The following is a 17,160-nucleotide window of genomic DNA, read 5'->3' on the forward strand; positions in this document are numbered from 1 at the left end:
AAATACGACTATCATGAAAAATTTATTTTTATCAGCCGCAATCGTTTTGGGAGGTTTAACATCATTTGCTTCAACTTCGCCAATTTCAACTACTATCGTAAAAACAATCTCTATCCAAGATGATTTTACAGAAATTAAACTGGAAGAAGTTCCAGCAGCAGTAACAGATGCTCTTAAAAAAGCGTATCCAGATGCTGTGCTTTCTAAAGCATTTAAAAATACAAAATCTGAATACAAGTTAGAAGTAACTGTTGGAGATAAAACAGGAAATCTTTTTGCTAACGCAGACGGAACCTGGATTAAAAAATAATTTAAAATATAACCCTTAAAACTATTACTATGAAAAAGTTGATTCTATCGGCAGCAATTGTTTTAGGCAGTTTGTCGATGCACGCAGAAACCACTGTTGTAACCAATCCAATGGTACAAACAGTTAATGATCAGGATGGATATAAAGAAGTAGACGGAGTTCCAGCAGCTGTAAAGAAAGGCTTAGACGACGCTTATCCTGGTGTAGTGCTTGAAAAAGCATGGGTAAATGAAAAAAAGGAGTACAAAATTGAGATAACCGTTCGTGGTGAAAAATCGATCGTTTATACAGATGCTTCTGGTAACATTCTTAAAAAATAATTTAAAACCATAATATTATGAAAAAGTTAGTTTTATCAGCAGCGATTGTGTTAGGAAGTTTATCTGTAAATGCTACAGCTCTTCCAGCGATTTCGATCACTCAATCAGTATTAATTCAAGATGGATTTACTGAAGTAGCTGCAGACGCCGTTCCGGCAGCAGTGAAGTCTACAGTTGAAAAATCATTCCCGAATACTAAGCTTGAAAAAGCTTATAAAAACGATAAGAATGAATACAAACTTGAAATTTCAAGTGGAGACAAGAAGTATACTATTTATACAGATGCTTCTGGTAACATCATCAAAAAATAATTAAAAAATCAGCATCATGAAAAAATTAATCTTATCAGCAGTAATTCTTTTAGGGACAATGTCAATTCATGCTAATGTATTGCCTGTTTCAGAAGAGAATAAAACAACTGTAAGTATTCAATCAGAATACACAGAAGTTACTGCAGATGCTGTGCCTGCTGCTGTAAAAACAGCTTTGCAGACAGCTTATCCGGGAGCAAAACTGGATAAAGCATTTGTAAACGATAAAAAAGAATACAAACTAGAAATATCAGTTGGAGACCAAAAGGCTACTGTTTACTCAGATGTCAATGGTAACTGGTTGAAAATATAATTAGGTGAATTTAGATTTATGTTTTTGGTGAAAAAGAGATTGCGACGTGCAATCTCTTTTTTTTTTTACATAATTTTGTGAGAATCCAATTTTAATAGTCTTATTTTAGCAAAAAACTCCCTAAACACAAATGCCCAAGATATTATTGATAGAAGATGACATCGCGTTTTGTAAACTGTTAGAAAAATTTCTAATGAAAAAAGCGTTTGATGTAACGATTGCTTTCTCTGCTGCAGAAGCACGTACGGCTGTTAAAAACGAATCTTTCGATTTGATTTTGACTGATCTTCGTCTGCCTGATTCTGATGGTATTGGATTGATGTCTGAATTTAAAGAGTCTTACCCTCAAATTCCAGTTATCTTGATGACAGGTTACTCCGATGTAAATACTGCTGTCAAAGCAATTAAAAACGGCGCAGCCGATTATATTTCGAAACCATTCAATCCTGATGAAGTACTGCTGGTTATTACAAATGCATTGCAAGCTCCAAAAATAGAAGAGGAGGAAGAAATTGAAATTCCAGTAAAAAAGAAAAAAGCAGTTAAAAAATCAGATTCTGCGGAAAATGAATTCGTAAGAGGAATTTCTGTCGCATCAAAAAAACTTTGGGATCATATTCAGTTGGTAAGTCCAACAGATATGTCGGTTTTGATTATTGGTGAAAGTGGTACAGGAAAAGAAATCATTGCAAAAAGTATTCATCAGCAAAGTCAAAGAAAAAACAATAATTTTATCGCAGTCGATTGTGGAGCTATTCCAAAAGAATTGGCCGCAAGTGAATTCTTTGGTCATTTAAAAGGATCTTTCACAGGAGCAATCAGTGATAAAATGGGTTATTTTGAAGCGGCAAATGGCGGAACTTTATTTTTGGATGAAATCGGAAATCTTTCTTATGAAAATCAAATTCAGTTATTGAGAGCACTTCAGGAACGAAAAATTAAACCCGTTGGAAGTAATAAAGAAATAAACGTCGATATACGCATTATTACAGCAACAAATGAAGATTTACGTGAGGCAGTAAAAAACGGTGATTTTAGAGAAGATTTATACCATAGAATCAATGAATTCTCGATTCAGTCTCCATCTTTAAAAGATCGTGACGAAGATTTGATGGTTTTTGCTGATTATTTTTTGGAAAAAGCCAACGAACAACTGAATAAAGATATCATCGGATTTTCTCCAGAAGTAGTTTCTATTTTTCAAAATTACAACTGGCCGGGGAATTTGCGTGAATTGCAAAACTGCGTAAAACGTTCAACACTTTTGTCACGTGGTGATTTTATCGAAAGTGACGTGCTTCCAGCAGAATTCTTTCAAATTCAGAAACAACCAACTTCAAGCAGTAGTTTTTCATTGTCTGAAAATGAAAAAGAAGCTATTATTCATGCTTTATCAAAAGCGCAGAATAATAAATCTGAAGCGGCAAAACTGCTTAAAATTACAAGAAAAACACTTTATAATAAATTGAAGCAATACAATATAGAATTAGAATAAAGCACTTTTTATAAGTGCTTTTTTTTAGTCCCAGCGGTACGAAATATTTATAGATAATAGCTGTAGTTAGAGTTGAAGAAGCTCCGTAAGGAGTGAAATGTTGATTTAATTTTTAAAGTAATCCAAAATTAAATCTTAAGGACTTAAAAATTTAGCTCAAACTAAGCTCCAGCGGAGCTAAATATTTATAGAAAATAATAACCACACCAAGAAAGCTCCATCGGAGCGAAATATATTTCGCTCCGATGGAGCTCTTTTACGAACGAATGTTTTCTTTCTATAAATATTTCATCCCTCTGGGATTCTTTATAGGGAATAAAAAAAGGCTGTCCGAAAATTAAAACGAACCTTCCGAGAATCGTCTGTACGAAAAATTTCCTCATCAGTTATCCAAATAAAAATTGTTATCTTGGATTTTCGGACAGCCCATGCAATATTTAAAATCTTAAGGACTTAAAAATTTAGCTCAAACTAAGCTCCAGCGGAGCTAAATATTTATAGAAAATAATAACCACACCAAGAAAGCTCCATCGGAGCGAAATATATGTCGCTCCGATGGAGTTCTTTTGCGAACTAATATTTTCTTTCTATAAATATTTCATCCCTCTGGAATTCTTTATAGGGAATAAAAAAAAGGCTGTCTTGGATTTTTCGGACAGCCTTTCCTATTTTATTTCTTGTTTTAATGCTTCAAAAAGAACAATAATTTTTTGTTCTAAATCGCTATAAATGCTTTCTATGTCGAGAGTGTTTAAATCTTCTTTTTCTAATGTCTTTAAAATCTCACCAATTTCTTTCGCTTGAATTTGTCTGAACATTGGAGCAATTCGGTGAGAAATAGATTTTATTTCATCGTGATTGTGCTCTTTTACGGCTGTTTTTAATGTGCCTAAATTCTCAACAGTCGTTTCTACAAAAGATTTTAAAACTTCTTTTAAAGCTGAATCATCCTGTCCCAGAAAATCTTTTAAAGTTTCTAAAGAATAAATTTCAGACGAATTTTCTCCGTCACTTTCTACAGCTTCAATAACAGGAATTTCTTCATGATCTAAAATATGCTGAATAGTCTCCAGTAAGATTTTTGGCGAATAAGGTTTTTTAACAACCGTTGTAAAACCAGCATCTTTATAAACCGAAAGATCTAAATCTGTTCGTCCTGTAAGAGCGATAACAGGCTGATTTTTGAAAATGGTTTCAGGAAGTTCTTTCAGCTTTTCTAAAAACATAAAACCATCAATTCCTGGCATCTGAATGTCGGTGATTACAAAGTCAAAACGAGTATTTTGAATGGTTTCTAAAGCTTTAATCGGATTGGTAAAAGAGAAAACTTGATGTTGTTCTTGTTTCAAAACACCGCTAGTCAAGTTCAAGAGATTGATGTCGTCATCAACCACGATAAAAGTCTGTTTTTTGGTGCTTTTGTATGACTTGTTTGTTGCTTCATTTAAAACAGGCTGACTATTGTCAAATGACAACGGTAATTGAATAATAAAGGTGCTTCCTTTTCCAAAAATACTGTCAAGATTTAAATTTCCGCCTAGAATAGAAATAATCTTCTGGCAGATAGATAATCCTAAACCGGTACCACCATATGTTTTTTCGATGTTTTCATTGGCTTGTGCAAATTCTTCAAAAACCAATTTCTGATTGGCTTTTTCAATTCCTATTCCAGTATCTTGAATCGAAATGGTAAAAGATTGTTCGTCATTCGCGTAAGCGGCAATTCGAATATAACCTTCTTCAGTAAACTTATAGGCATTTCCGATAATATTGGTCAAAATCTGTTTTAATCGGAAAGGATCACCAACAATTCGTTTCTGGAACTTTTCGTCCACATTAATAATTAAATCAATGTCTTTTTGCTTGTAAACAGTTTGAATGTTTCGAGCAACATCTTCAATGATTTCAGGTAATAAAAACGGAACTTTTTCAATCGTGATTTTTCCAGCTTCAATCTGAGAGAAATCCAATAAATCTTGAACAAGTTGTGTAATATATTCAGACGAATTTTTAATGTTTTTAATGAAATAAGACTGTTTGGTATTAACATCTGAATTGCCTAAAAGTTCAGAATAACCAACAATCGTACTCAAAGGTGTTTTTAGATCATGACTTACGGTCGAAATTAACTGTTCTCGGCTTTTAAGGAGATTTTTAGTTTTAAAATTGGCAATTTCCAGCTGTTTTTTATAGACTTGAGATTTAGAATAATCACTAACAATTAGAATAGAAAAGAAAACAGTCAGCAATAAACCAATAACGGCAGAAGCAGTGACAATCTCGTTTACTCTTTTTAAAGATTTTTCTTTTAATGAATTGCTTTTAATGGAGTTGTTAATAATTTCTCTCTCAATAATTCGAAGTATTTTTCGAAGCTGATCTGATATTGCGATTTCATTTTGAAGTAGTTTGTTTTCTTCAAAGTTTAGAGATTCTTTTTTCTTTTCTGCTTTTAATTTTACCGAACTCAAAAGTTTTTTAGAATTGGCCAAAATCGAATCAGAAGCTTTTTTACTTAAGGTATTGGTGCTGTCGTCTGGAATATTCGAGTTCATATAATCAACATAACGTTGTAAAACGTTTCGCTGATAACTTCCTAATTGGTTTGGGTTTTTGGTAAAATCTTGAAGTTCCAATTTTCTTAAATTGAACTCCATTTTTGTGATTTCTTCAATCGCATTGTTGACAGAAGTTTCGTCGTCTGCTTTGTTTTTTATTTCGCGTAGTTGTTTGATGTTTTCTGTCTTTTCAGCCAAAAAAAAGGTTACACTATCCAAAAGCGTTTTCTGATATTCGGTGGTAACAATTTGTTTTAAAGTATCGATACGACATTTCAGCGAATCGGTTTCGGAAAGATAATTTCTAAAATCTTTTTCAGAGTTATTTTGAATGGTTTGTCTGGCTAAACTTTCTGTTTTATAAACATTAGAATACAATCTACTTACTCTAAGAATTTTATTTTTTTCTAAAGCAATTTTATCTTCCAATTTATTGTAAACCACATTTTCAGAGTACAAAAACCATCCAACTGTAACAACCAAAGCCAATAATGCAACATAGCTGAATAAAACTTTAATTGCGGTGTAACTTTTTTTGCTCTCCATATTTTGCTGAAAGGATTTTGGAAATTTAGGAATTCTATAAACTCGTGCAATTTATCTAAAAAAAACTGTTTTCGGAATATTTAAAGTGCCGAATATGTTACATAATTGTAATGTTTGCAAACGAAAACAGCCGTAGATTATATAAAATCTACGGCTGTTTTTTTTATGTTTTTATGATTAACCCTTTGGGTGAAATTATTTTAAACACATAGAAACATAGTTTATCTAAACTTGAAAAAAGGCGTTTCACTAGTTTAAATACACATAGTTTAGCTATGTGTGGAAACTTGTTTCTTTCATTCTCTTTTTCCAACACAAAAATCTATGTGTCTATGTGTTAAAATGGTTATGTTTTAATTTCACTCAACGAGTTGAACTATAAAGTTTCACTCAACCATTTAAAAAATTCACCTTGCCAAACCTGAGCATTTTGTGGTTTTAAAACCCAGTGATTTTCTTCTGGGAAATACACAAATCTACTTTTGATTCCTCTTAATTGAGCAGCTTGAAAAGCTTCTTGTCCTTGACCAATTGGTACACGGAAATCTTTTCCTCCTTGGAAAATCAAAATTGGTCTATTCCAGTTCTGAACCAAAGTTGCAGGATTAAATGTCGTATACGCTTTTTGAGCTACAGCATTATCTTTTTCCCAATAAGCGCCACCAAAATCCCAGTTGTTAAAGAAAACTTCCTCAGTTGTTCCTAACATTGAAACGGTATTGAAAACGCCATCGTGAGCAATAAAAGTTTTGAAACGGTTTTTGTGAATTCCTGCTAAATAAAATACAGAATATCCTCCGTAACTAGCACCAACACATCCTAAACGAGTTTTGTCAACATAACTTTCTTTAGCAATATCATCAATTGCAGAAAGATAATCGTCCATTACTTGTCCACCCCAATCTTTACTAATTTTTTCATTCCATTCTACACCATGTCCTGGCATACCGCGACGGTTTGGAGCAACCACTACGTAACCTTTAGCGGCCATTAAAGAGAAATTCCAACGGAAAGAATACGATTGTGTTAAAGCACTTTGTGGTCCGCCTTGACAATATAAAAGTGTTGGATACTTTTTAGAAGCATCAAAATTTGGAGGTAAGATTACCCAAACCAACATTTTTTTGCCATCAGTTGTAGTAACATAACGTCTTTCTGTTTTGCTTAACGTTAAAGATTTGTACGTTTCTGTATTTACATTAGAAAGTTGTTTCCAAGTATTTTTCTTTAGGTTGAAAGAAAAAATTTCACCAGCATGATTCATGTCAGTTCTAGTCACAATAATATCATCACCAGCAAATCCAACTAAATCATTTACATCAAAATCGCCGTTTGTCAATTGACGAACGTTGATGGCGATTTTAGTTAAACCAGGAAAATTAACAGAGAAAATTTGTTTTGTTCCATCAATTGGCGCTACAAAAAATACTGTTTTCCCATCTTTACTCCAGATAAAATTATCTACAGTACCGTCCCAGTTTGCAGTTAAATTGGTTTTGATTCCTTTAAACTCAACAATAATGTCATTTTTATCAGACTCGTAACCGTCACGTTTCATTTGCAACCAAGATAAATTTCCTGTTGGAGAAAATTGTGGCGCAGTATCGTAACCTAAATTGCCTTCAGTTCTATTGATTGTTTTTTGAGTTTCTAAATTGTACTCATAAATATCGGTATTAGTAGAAATTGCATAAGCAGTTCCCGCTTTTTTCTTGCAAACGTAAAAAATGCTTTTGCTGTCTGGTGACCAAATATAATCTTCGTCACCTCCAAAAGGTTTTTGCGGAGAATCAAAAGTTTCACCTTTTAAGATGTCAATTCCTTTTCCACCATTTTTGTTTTCTTTATAAAAAACATGATTGAATTTCCCTTCGTTCCAAGTGTCCCAATGACGATAATCTAATCCGTCATAAATTTGAGCATCAGATTTTCCAAGGTTTGGATAGTAATCTTTTCCTAAAACTTTGTCGAGTTTTACTTCTTCATTATAAACAATAAATTTTCCATCAGGAGAAATATTTTTATCCGCTAAGATTTCTTTTGTGTCTTTAATTTCTGTTGCATTTCCTCCAGTTACAGGAATCGTATACAATTTTGAAGACGATTTATTTTCTTCTACAGAAGGTGTAGAAACTTTAAAAACAACATTTTTTGCATCTTTAGAAATGCCAAGAGGTGTTACTCTTCCTAATTTCCATAACAATTCCGGCGACATTACATTCTGTCCGATAGCGTTTAAACTCATCATTATTAAGGTTGTTAATACTACTTTTTTCATAATAAAAATTCAATTTTTTGTGGCGCTAAAAATACAACAATTAAATTCCAATTAGTTAAATTCCAAATTCCAAAAACTGTTAAAATTCGGGTAAATTTTTTCCGCCACGAATTCACGAATTTTTTTTAATAATCTTTGAGAATAATAATTCGTGAATTCGTGGTTGTCAACATTTTGAAGTTAAAACTTGGAATTTGGAATTTTCAAATTTGGAATTTTATTTAGTAATTTAACCCAAGTTTGGAATTTGGAATTTAAATTTTGGAATTTACTATTATGGAACTTAGCTATTGGGAAATAAAAAACTGGTTTTCAAATATTGAATACACCATTGTAGGCAGCGGAATTGTTGGACTTCATACGGCATTACGCTTACGCGAAAGATTTCCAGTTGCTAAAATTTTGGTTTTAGAACGTGGGATGTTACCACAAGGAGCCAGTACCAAAAATGCTGGTTTTGCCTGTTTTGGAAGTCTTTCTGAAATTATGGAAGATTTAAAAACACACTCAGAAGATGATGTTGTGCATTTGATTGAAAAACGTTGGAAAGGTTTACAGTTGCTTCGAAAAAAACTCGGAGATTCGGCAATTGATTTTAAACCTCACGGCGGATACGAATTGTTTCTGAAAGAAGATGAATTTGGTTTTAATGAATGTATTTCGAAAATGCCTTTTATCAACGAAATCTTAAAACCTCTTTTTAAAGCTGAAGTTTTTGCTAAAGAAACCGACCGTTTTGGGTTTGGAAATATTCAGGATTATCTCATTTTTAATCCGTTTGAGGCGCAGATTGATACTGGAAATATGATGCAAGAATTATTGAGGCAAGCAGTTTCAGAAAATATTTTAATTCTAAATCAGCAAACTGTAACCTCTTATGCAGACGCAGGAAATCATGTCGAGGTGGTTTTAAGTGATTTTAGTTTTAAAACCCAAAAATTACTTTTTGCAACCAATGGTTTTGCGGGAACTTTAACCCAAGGAGCGGTTAAACCTGCCAGAGCACAAGTATTAATTACAGAGCCGATTCATAATTTAGATATAAAAGGAACGTTTCATTTAGATAAAGGGTATTATTATTTCAGAAATATCAACGATCGAATTTTATTAGGCGGAGGACGAAATCTGGATTTTGAAGGTGAAACGACAACTGAATTTGGTCAGACGAAAATTATTCAAAATAAATTGGAAGATTTACTGAAAAATGTAATTTTACCGAATCAGGATTTTCAGATTGCACACCGTTGGAGTGGCATTATGGGAATCGGAAATAGTAAAAATCCTGTTGTTTCTCAATTGTCTGAAAACGTGTTTTGTGGAGTGCGTTTAGGAGGAATGGGAGTAGCAATAGGCAGTTTAATAGGAACAGAATTAGCAGATTTAATATAATGGCAGCACCCAAAAAACCGGCACCGAAAAAAACAACCGCAACTAAACCGAAACCTAAAACGGCTTCTAAAAAAGGAAATCGTTCCTTGGTAGAAAAAATTAAATGGTTTTTTATTAAAGCTGCTTTATGGTTTTTTGGATTATCAATCGGATCGGTAATATTTTTTAAGTATGTTCCAGTTCCTTTTACGCCTTTGATGATTATTCGTGCTATTGAAAATAAATGGGCAGGAAAAGAAGTTTATTTTGATCACGATTGGGAACCGATTGAAAAAATCTCCATGAATTTGCAGAAAGCAGTTATTGCAAGTGAAGATGCTACTTTTTTAACTCACAATGGTTTCGATTTTAAAGCGCTTCAAAAAGCCTATAAAAGCAATGAACGCGGCCGCCGAATTCGTGGTGGAAGTACTATTTCGCAACAAACTGCGAAAAACGTTTTTTTATGGCAAGGGAAAAGCTATTTGCGTAAAGGTCTTGAAGCTTATTTTACTGTTTTAATTGAATTGATTTGGGGTAAAGAACGTATCATGGAAGTGTATCTGAATAGTATCGAAATGGGCGATGGTGTTTATGGTGCTTATGCAGCAACAGAACATTGGTACCGTAGAGATGCTTCGAGTTTAACAGCAATGCAGGCGGCTGGAATTGCGGCAATCTTACCAAATCCGAGAAAATTTAAGGCTACAGGTTCGTCAAGTTATATCAACAGAAGAAAAGAACGAATTGTTCGCGAAATGCGATATGTTGGAAAAATCAATTATAGTGGTAAGGATGATAAGAAGTAAAAAAACGCTTTTTGCTTTTCTAATCTTAACCACAACGTTGACATTTGGACAAGGAAAAACTTCAGAAATAGGTTTTATATCCGATAACGATTTGTACACTTCGTCTAAAAACGATATGTACTACACCAACGGATTGGAAATTTTTTATCGGTTTTTATCAAAAAATGATAATCCAAAAATCAATAAGAAAATTACAGAATTCCGTGTCGGACAATATATTTATAATCCGAGATTTATTAACGAAACTTCAGTCGATGTAAATGATCGTCCTTTTACGGCTTATCTTTTTGCTGAAGCTGGACGCAGTTTTTTTTACCAAAGTGAATCTGTTTTAAAAACCGATTTTCAGTTGGGTTTTATGGGACCAAATGCTTTGGGAGAAGAAACACAGGTAGGTTTTCATAAAATTATTGGATACAAAAAAGTGTACGGTTGGGAAAATCAGCTGCATAATGCTTTTGGAGTGCAGGCACATGTAATGTATTCAAAAAAGATGTTTCCTTCAAAACACAATGATTTTGTAGATCTTCATTTTCAGTCCGAAGCTAATTTAGGAACCATTTTTACAGGAGTTTCAACGGGATTTATGGCAAGAATCGGATTTAAGAAATTGCTTCCGATTTACGATTCCAATATGCACGATGCATCAGTACATGCTAATGCGCAGCCAGATATTCGAGAATTTTATTTCTACATAGCGCCAAGTGTCAATTATCAGTTTTATGATGCGACAATAGAAGGCAGTATGTTTAACGATACAAGTCCAATTACTTTTGATTTGGAGCCACTTCGTTTTAATGGCGAAGCAGGTTTAAAATATCGACATAATAACTTCAATATTTCATATTCTTTCATTTACCGCGGAAGAGAATTAAACGATCCAGGAATTGATACCAACGCTGGATATTTTTATGGTTCTATTCGAATGGGCTTTTTGTTGAAATAGTTTTTTTGAATGAAATTGAAGTTATTATTACGGTTGAATGAATTTTTAGATTTCTAAATAAGATATTTTTTCAATTGCCTCCAGCTTTAGCTGGAGGTTTTTTGTTTTCAATAAATAGGCTTTAGCCAAATATTTTGTTTTTTGGCTAAAGCTTATTGGGTAATAGCATTTTTTACGATTTAATACGTCTCATAAATAATCTCATCCTCCATTTTAAGTTTCTTATCGAAAGAAACATACAAGAACAATTGTCCTGCTGGAGATTCGCCAGCATCGTAACCTATTCTGAAAGTATCTTCATCGTCAAGAATAATATCGGAAGGTTTTAGGCTTTTAACATCTTCATCGGGATGTTTTTCCTGAATGAATGTTAAAGCATCTTTATTCAACTGATCGAAGTTTTTGTGTAGTTTGGTAATAAGTGGACGCAGTTTTTCCATGTTTTGAAAAGTTTGAACTTCGGTGGAAACATAAAGTTCGAAACCTTCAATAACTAAGTTTGCTGCATATCTTGAAGAAGAAACATCGTAATTGAAAACACCAATTCTGTCAATTGTATAATCTTCTTCTTTGATTAAATTGTTTGAATAATCAATTGTTTTTAATTCCGGATTTCTAGAAGTATCCAATTCAGAGATTTTGTTATCAGAACAATATAAAGTTCGTAGCAAAGTATTTTGACTGATGTCCAAAACACTAAGATGATTGTAAAAACAACGTAAATCTTCAAGGTTTGTATTGTTTTGCAAATTTAAATTTTTGATGACATTATTACTGCATCTTACCGTTTTCAAAGAAGGACAACTGCTGATATCAAGACTCATTAATCCATTTTGGGTGCATTCGAGATAGTGTAAGTTTGGTTTATTGTCCAGTTCAATTCCGAAAATATGATTATAGCTAAAATCCAATTCTTCTAAAAGTGGATTATTTTCTAAAGAAAGATCCGTCAACAAGTTCCAGTGGCAAACTAGTTTTTCAAGAAGTGTATTGTTTTTTAGTTTTAATTTTTTGATTCGGTTAAAACCGCAATTTAGATATCGGAGTCCTTTGTTTTCAGATAAATCAAGCGATAGGATTTCGTTTTCACTGCAAATCAATTCTTCTAATAATAAATTACGGCTACAATCCATAACTTGAAGTTTATTATAAGAACAATCCAAACTTTTTAAAGCAGTAAAATATTCTAATCCATCGAGGTTTTTTAGTTTTTGTACAGACAAATCTAATAATTCCACTTTCAAAACATCATTGGTTTGAATGGTTGTTTTATCCTGCGAAAAATTCTCAAGAATATATTGTCTGAAATTGAGATCGGTGAAAAAATGCGTAATATCCATATTTTACTAAAAGTTGAAATTCTTTAATTTCGTTTTTTACTTCTTTAGAGGTTAATCCATTTCCATATCTTTTGAAAATTCCTCCCATTTTAGATTCAGGAATTCTTTAGTCTGTTCTACAAAATTGGAATCGACATCTTTTAAAGTCTGCACTTTCGGACTTAAAATTGCGTTACCATTTTCAAAATAAATAAAAGCGCTAACATCGTCATCTCCCCAAAAGAAAGGAAATACAATGGCTCTATTTTCTGGACTTTCGCTTACATATTTTTCTAAACTTATAATAAAAGCAAACATCGGAATCATCTCGAGGTAGTTTTCGCTAAAAAACATCATTCCGAAATGCCATTCTTCTGCAGTTTCATCATAATCAGAAAAAACCATTGCTTCTCGATAATTCATCCAACCATCAATAACTTTCTGATTAGTGTTGTCATTGTAAAATTGAAGTTGCTCAGGAGTCAGATCCATTTTTGAATACATTTTGCGGCTGTCCCACCATTCCAACCAGTTTTTGTTTAATTCCGGTTTTTCAGGTGAACTGTTTAGAAATTTTTCCAGCTGCGTTTTGGTAATTTTTACTTTGCAATATAATGAGCTTAATTCAGACATGATTCTAGTGTTTTGTTGTAAAATGTTTTTATTACAAATATTTTTTGATCCATATTTTTCTTATATCAGATGTAATCCTAACAAGTTTTATTAGAGAATGAAATCAATAGTATTTATGTTTTAAATAAGAAATTCCAAACGGAATTACGACCAGCAAAATCAATAAGATTATATTGGTTATAACGAGTTTTGATTCTCGTTTTATATGCAGTATAAAAGTTTCTATAATAATCCAGCCAATCCAAATGAACAGAATACCGAAGGCAAACATCATCAGAAGGAAATTGTCTGACATAAAATTGTTTCCTCCGCCCGAAGATGGGTTCATTTCTGAGTAAATATAACAGACGTAAAAAATCAGAATTACTAAAACTCTTATGATGACATGTATTTTTAATGCCGTTTTGTTCATTTTTAAGGAATTGTATTAATGACGATTATCGCACTGAAGATAAATTTCTTCATTTGATTTATCTATAATTGAAATTCCTGGACATCCAAATGATTCATATAAAAAGCCAAAAATAACTGGTGGTTTATTTTTAAAAAGTTTACCCGTCCATTGATTGATAACGTCTTGACCTTCTTCATAATTTAGAGGAGCAGGTGAGGTACCTTCGCTCTGGCTGTATAATTTTTCGATTATAATTTCTTTTGTTTTAGCATCTATTACAATAAGACGTTTGGCATAAAGTATTTTTTCTTTGTCCATATAATCTTGAAGGAAATACTGGTAAGTACTTGTTGCAAAACCATAAGTATTACCAACGGAATGTCCTTTTACAATGTTTTGATCTTCACTTTTCATTGGTTTTGACGGAAATTCTTTGGCTGTAATTTTTTTCCAGTCAACAGGAATTAAACGTTCTTTTGCAAACGGATTTTCTTTTCCAACATAGACCAAAGCGTCTCGATAATATTCGCTGAAACCTTTTAGATATTTTTTGTTGATTTCAAAACCAATCATAAAATCATAGTTGTGATAAGGCCAGTCTTCTTCTGAAGTATATCCGTTTAAAAATGCTGCCGTTTTCAGGTTTTTTACCAAAAAAGAAACGTACTTGTTTTTGGCATAATCATAAATGAAAAGAGAATCGGTTTCTGAAATATTGATTTTGGATAAAAATCTTTTTCTGTAGTTTTTTTCGAATGTAAAATACTGTGCCTTGATTTTTCCCATTTTTTCCAGATTTGGCAACGCTAAAGTATCTTTTTCGTCATCTACAGGATAAATATCCGAAAGAGATACAAAAGCAACTTCACTGCTGTCTTTTGGCATTAGGGTAAATAAATTAATGCTTTCTTTTCTCGGACCTTGTTCTTCTGTTTGAAGCGTGTCGGTTTCGGCAATTGCATTTTTAGAAGTATCCTGCTTTGTTGTATTGGCAGATTGTTTCTTTTCGCAGGCAGAGAAAAGAACTAAAAATGTGGCAGATATCAGGAATAATTTTGTTTTCATTATATGAGTTTTGATTTTGAATTGATTTTTAGATTTGAAAAGTCAACGGTTTATTTTTGGGTTAGTTTAATCGCTTGATTTTTTAATCTTTTTCTAAAATGAAAATAACAAATAAGGCTGATTATGAAATGAGGTGCAATCATGGTAAATAGAAATTTCCAGCCAATTAAGAGTGTACTAAATTCAGTGCCTTTTTCGAGTAAATCGCCTATCATAAAACAAAATAATGTTCCAAACGGAATCAGGCAATAAGTCAATAAGGAATAAAAACTGTTTTTTCTGATTGACTCATATTGGTTCAGAAAAATCGAAAGGGATAAAATCGATAGTATAAAAACAAATCGTAAGGAGTAAAAAAAAGTCAAAGCAGAAATTATAGTTAAGAAAAAGTTGTTGTCTTCTTTTTCTACATAAAGCAAATCAGATAATAAATAATGCGAAATGATAATGCTTAGTATAGAAATCAGTAGCCAGGTTTTTATAAAGTAAAATGTCATTGTTTTTCTTTTTTAATGTTCTGTTGACGCTATAATAGTACCGTTATGTTTATTGAAAGTAATCGTTTTATTTGGCCCTCCAGAAAAGAGTGTTAAAGTCAGCGTAGTGTCTTTTTCATTTTTAAAAATGATATCCTTTGCAGTTCTGATTTTCATATTCGAATCATCATTCATTAGTTGTAAATCGATGCATTTGAATGCTCTTTTTTCGAAAATCCCTTTTTTCTCAATTACTTCAAGCCACGGATAAGCCATCGGACTGTAGCAAACAATTTGTGCTCGATAATTCTCGTTGAGATTTTTATTTTGATATAAACCTAAAGATGTCATGGAGTTTACTAAAGCAAAAAAAGGCAGCATCATCGGTAGAATACTAAGAATTAAAGCAATGATAAGTCCTGCTAAAAGTAATTTTGCCAGTAGTTTTTTCCAAAAAACAACAATTACAGTAAAACTTAAAATGAACCAAAGCCAAAATAAGATTATATCACTGTAATATCCTCGAAGACTTATTTCTTGAAAATAGTACAACAAGCAGTCTATCGCAAGAAACGAACTTGTAATTACATAAACGGCTAAAAGGTATTTTTTATTTCGGCTCATATTTCTTTGAGATATATTGAAAAACAAAAACGGTTGTGCATGATAAAACCAAAATAGGCAGAACAGAAAAAGAAAGTGTATAATGTATTTCTTCGTTAAAATCATACGTACTCCACGAAGATTCTCTTTCTACAAAAATGCTGTAATTCCAAAGAAACCATATTCCGATTAAGAATAGCAACTGAATCGTAATCTGTAGATATTGATTTTTAAGGAAATAAAGAATGCGAAATAAAAGAGTTAAAGAGAATGCTCTAAATAAAGACATAAAACAAACATCTTCTGCTAAAGAACAATCAAGACATGCACTTGACATTTTTTCAGAAAAACTTCCCATAGCCCAATATACCTCTAAAAAAGTAGCGGTAAATAAGAGTATTATCACCAAAGAATATTTCTTTAAAAGTCGGGTTGTGTTATTTTGAAAGTTCTCGTTCATTACTTGCAATTATGGATGATTTCTTCTTTTGAAGGATTGGATTTGTTGCCCTGAAGTTCTATTTTTTCAATTTTATTTTCTTTAAGAAGCTGACTAAAAATGCAATAATTATCGAAGTTTTTGTTTGAAAAAAAGTACAGCAGATTTATTTTTTTAATGCTTGGAAAAGATATGTTTCCATTAATGGTATGATTTTCATTTAAAGCAAAATACCCTTTTACATTTTCTAGTTTTTCTAAAGTTATGGATGTTAATAAATCAGAATATTCGACACTGAAGTTTTCGTTTACAGTCTGCAGATTCTTAAAACAATTTAATGTTGAGATATCGCTATTCATAATCATAAACGTTTGAATTTCTTTAAGCTGATCAAATCCTTCAATGGTTTTAAGTCCAGAATTTCCGATGATAAATATTTTTTCTACTTTAACGAGACTGTTAAAACCTGAGATTTTAAGTAAAGGATTGTCAGTGTATTTACCACTATTGTTTCCAAAAGTAATATCGCCATTGATCAAAATTAATTTGTTGAATCCGTCAATTTGTTTGAGATAACAGCCCGAAAGGGTAAAATCTCCGTTTACTTTTTCGAGATTCATTAATCCTTCAATAGATTGCAGTTTTTTTAATTTGATAATCAATAAATCGCCGTTGATTTTTTTAATGCTGCTCAGTGCATTTAGATCTTGAATTCCTTCTGATAAATCTAAAGATAATGTATCGCCAATACTCAAATTTCCGTTGATGTAGGTATAATTGTTTTTCCCAAAATCATCAATCTCTTTTTGAGTTTTTAAATTGATATTCCCTTTGAAAATTTTATCTGTTTTTTCAATTTCTAAATTCACTTTTTCTTTGTTTTGATTTGAAGGTTTTGAATTTTGACAGGAAACAGCAATTGAGTTTATAATGGCGAGAAATAAAATTAGACTGAATTGTTTCATGAATTTTTAGTT

At 32.1% G+C, this 17,160-nt stretch carries 18 protein-coding genes; 8 read left to right on the forward strand and 10 right to left on the reverse strand.

Features of this window, described 5'->3' with window-relative positions; genetic code table 11:
* Positions 1-13: 13 nt before the first annotated feature.
* The 5 genes from NQQ59_RS18765 (at position 14) to NQQ59_RS18785 (ending at position 2,749) form a co-directional block, all read left to right on the forward strand.
* On the forward strand, positions 14-310 hold the full coding sequence (locus tag NQQ59_RS18765; RefSeq protein WP_144217125.1) for a hypothetical protein: 297 nt from the start codon (positions 14-16) through the stop codon (positions 308-310).
* Between the two features lie 29 nt (positions 311-339).
* Positions 340-630, forward strand: a complete 291-nt coding sequence (locus tag NQQ59_RS18770) for a hypothetical protein (RefSeq protein WP_144217128.1) — start codon at positions 340-342, stop codon at positions 628-630.
* A gap of 17 nt (positions 631-647) precedes the next feature.
* Positions 648-941, forward strand: a complete 294-nt coding sequence (locus NQQ59_RS18775) for a PepSY-like domain-containing protein (protein ID WP_144217131.1) — start codon at positions 648-650, stop codon at positions 939-941.
* 16 nt (positions 942-957) lie between these two features.
* Positions 958-1,254 (forward strand): hypothetical protein, encoded by a 297-nt coding sequence (locus tag NQQ59_RS18780; RefSeq protein ID WP_144217133.1) that lies wholly within the window; start codon positions 958-960, stop codon positions 1,252-1,254.
* A 130-nt stretch (positions 1,255-1,384) separates the two neighbouring features.
* The gene (locus NQQ59_RS18785) at positions 1,385-2,749 is read left to right on the forward strand and encodes a sigma-54-dependent transcriptional regulator (RefSeq protein ID WP_144217136.1); all 1,365 of its coding nucleotides are present in this window, start codon (positions 1,385-1,387) and stop codon (positions 2,747-2,749) included.
* Positions 2,750-3,414: 665 nt separating this feature from the next.
* On the opposite strand, the gene NQQ59_RS18790 is transcribed toward NQQ59_RS18785, so the two are convergent.
* Together NQQ59_RS18790 and NQQ59_RS18795 are read right to left on the reverse strand one after the other, a co-directional pair.
* On the reverse strand, positions 3,415-5,853 hold the full coding sequence (locus NQQ59_RS18790; RefSeq protein ID WP_144217139.1) for a hybrid sensor histidine kinase/response regulator: 2,439 nt from the start codon (positions 5,851-5,853) through the stop codon (positions 3,415-3,417).
* A gap of 376 nt (positions 5,854-6,229) precedes the next feature.
* The gene (locus NQQ59_RS18795; protein WP_144217142.1) at positions 6,230-8,131 is read right to left on the reverse strand and encodes a S9 family peptidase; all 1,902 of its coding nucleotides are present in this window, start codon (positions 8,129-8,131) and stop codon (positions 6,230-6,232) included.
* Between the two features lie 276 nt (positions 8,132-8,407).
* Here NQQ59_RS18795 and NQQ59_RS18800 point away from each other — a divergent pair, with 276 nt between their 5' ends.
* From NQQ59_RS18800 to NQQ59_RS18810, 3 genes are read left to right on the forward strand one after another with little or no spacing between them, the layout of a single operon-like run.
* A complete protein-coding gene (locus NQQ59_RS18800) occupies positions 8,408-9,520 on the forward strand; it encodes an NAD(P)/FAD-dependent oxidoreductase (RefSeq protein WP_144219802.1) in 1,113 nt (370 codons plus the stop codon).
* Positions 9,520-10,308, forward strand: a complete 789-nt coding sequence (gene mtgA / locus NQQ59_RS18805) for a monofunctional biosynthetic peptidoglycan transglycosylase (RefSeq protein WP_144217145.1) — start codon at positions 9,520-9,522, stop codon at positions 10,306-10,308. Before NQQ59_RS18800 ends, mtgA begins: the two co-directional genes overlap by 1 nt.
* The gene (locus NQQ59_RS18810; protein WP_144217148.1) at positions 10,295-11,254 is read left to right on the forward strand and encodes a lipid A deacylase LpxR family protein; all 960 of its coding nucleotides are present in this window, start codon (positions 10,295-10,297) and stop codon (positions 11,252-11,254) included. The genes mtgA and NQQ59_RS18810 overlap by 14 nt, the downstream gene beginning before the upstream one ends.
* A 179-nt stretch (positions 11,255-11,433) precedes the next feature.
* On the opposite strand, the gene NQQ59_RS18815 is transcribed toward NQQ59_RS18810, so the two are convergent.
* The 8 genes from NQQ59_RS18815 to NQQ59_RS18850 all read right to left on the reverse strand — a co-directional run bounded on the left by NQQ59_RS18815 (position 11,434) and on the right by NQQ59_RS18850 (position 17,148).
* Positions 11,434-12,594: a leucine-rich repeat domain-containing protein gene (locus NQQ59_RS18815; RefSeq protein ID WP_144217150.1), complete on the reverse strand. Its 1,161-nt coding sequence runs from the start codon at positions 12,592-12,594 to the stop codon at positions 11,434-11,436.
* A 51-nt stretch (positions 12,595-12,645) separates the two neighbouring features.
* Entirely contained in the window at positions 12,646-13,206 is a 561-nt protein-coding gene (locus NQQ59_RS18820; RefSeq protein ID WP_144217153.1) for a hypothetical protein, read from the reverse strand.
* Between the two features lie 103 nt (positions 13,207-13,309).
* The gene (locus NQQ59_RS18825) at positions 13,310-13,618 is read right to left on the reverse strand and encodes a hypothetical protein (protein WP_144217156.1); all 309 of its coding nucleotides are present in this window, start codon (positions 13,616-13,618) and stop codon (positions 13,310-13,312) included.
* 15 nt (positions 13,619-13,633) lie between these two features.
* The gene (locus NQQ59_RS18830; RefSeq protein WP_144217159.1) at positions 13,634-14,665 is read right to left on the reverse strand and encodes an oxidoreductase; all 1,032 of its coding nucleotides are present in this window, start codon (positions 14,663-14,665) and stop codon (positions 13,634-13,636) included.
* Positions 14,666-14,715: 50 nt separating this feature from the next.
* A complete protein-coding gene (locus NQQ59_RS18835) occupies positions 14,716-15,162 on the reverse strand; it encodes a hypothetical protein (protein ID WP_144217162.1) in 447 nt (148 codons plus the stop codon).
* A gap of 12 nt (positions 15,163-15,174) precedes the next feature.
* Entirely contained in the window at positions 15,175-15,765 is a 591-nt protein-coding gene (locus NQQ59_RS18840) for a hypothetical protein (RefSeq protein WP_144217165.1), read from the reverse strand.
* Positions 15,752-16,204 carry a hypothetical protein gene (locus NQQ59_RS18845; protein ID WP_144217168.1) on the reverse strand — a complete coding sequence of 151 codons (453 nt, stop codon included), beginning with the start codon at positions 16,202-16,204 and terminating at the stop codon, positions 15,752-15,754. Before NQQ59_RS18845 ends, NQQ59_RS18840 begins: the two co-directional genes overlap by 14 nt.
* Entirely contained in the window at positions 16,204-17,148 is a 945-nt protein-coding gene (locus NQQ59_RS18850; protein WP_144217170.1) for a hypothetical protein, read from the reverse strand. Before NQQ59_RS18850 ends, NQQ59_RS18845 begins: the two co-directional genes overlap by 1 nt.
* Positions 17,149-17,160: the final 12 nt, after the last annotated feature.

This window comes from Flavobacterium panacis, assembly GCF_024649945.1.
Lineage (GTDB): Bacteria > Bacteroidota > Bacteroidia > Flavobacteriales > Flavobacteriaceae > Flavobacterium > Flavobacterium panacis.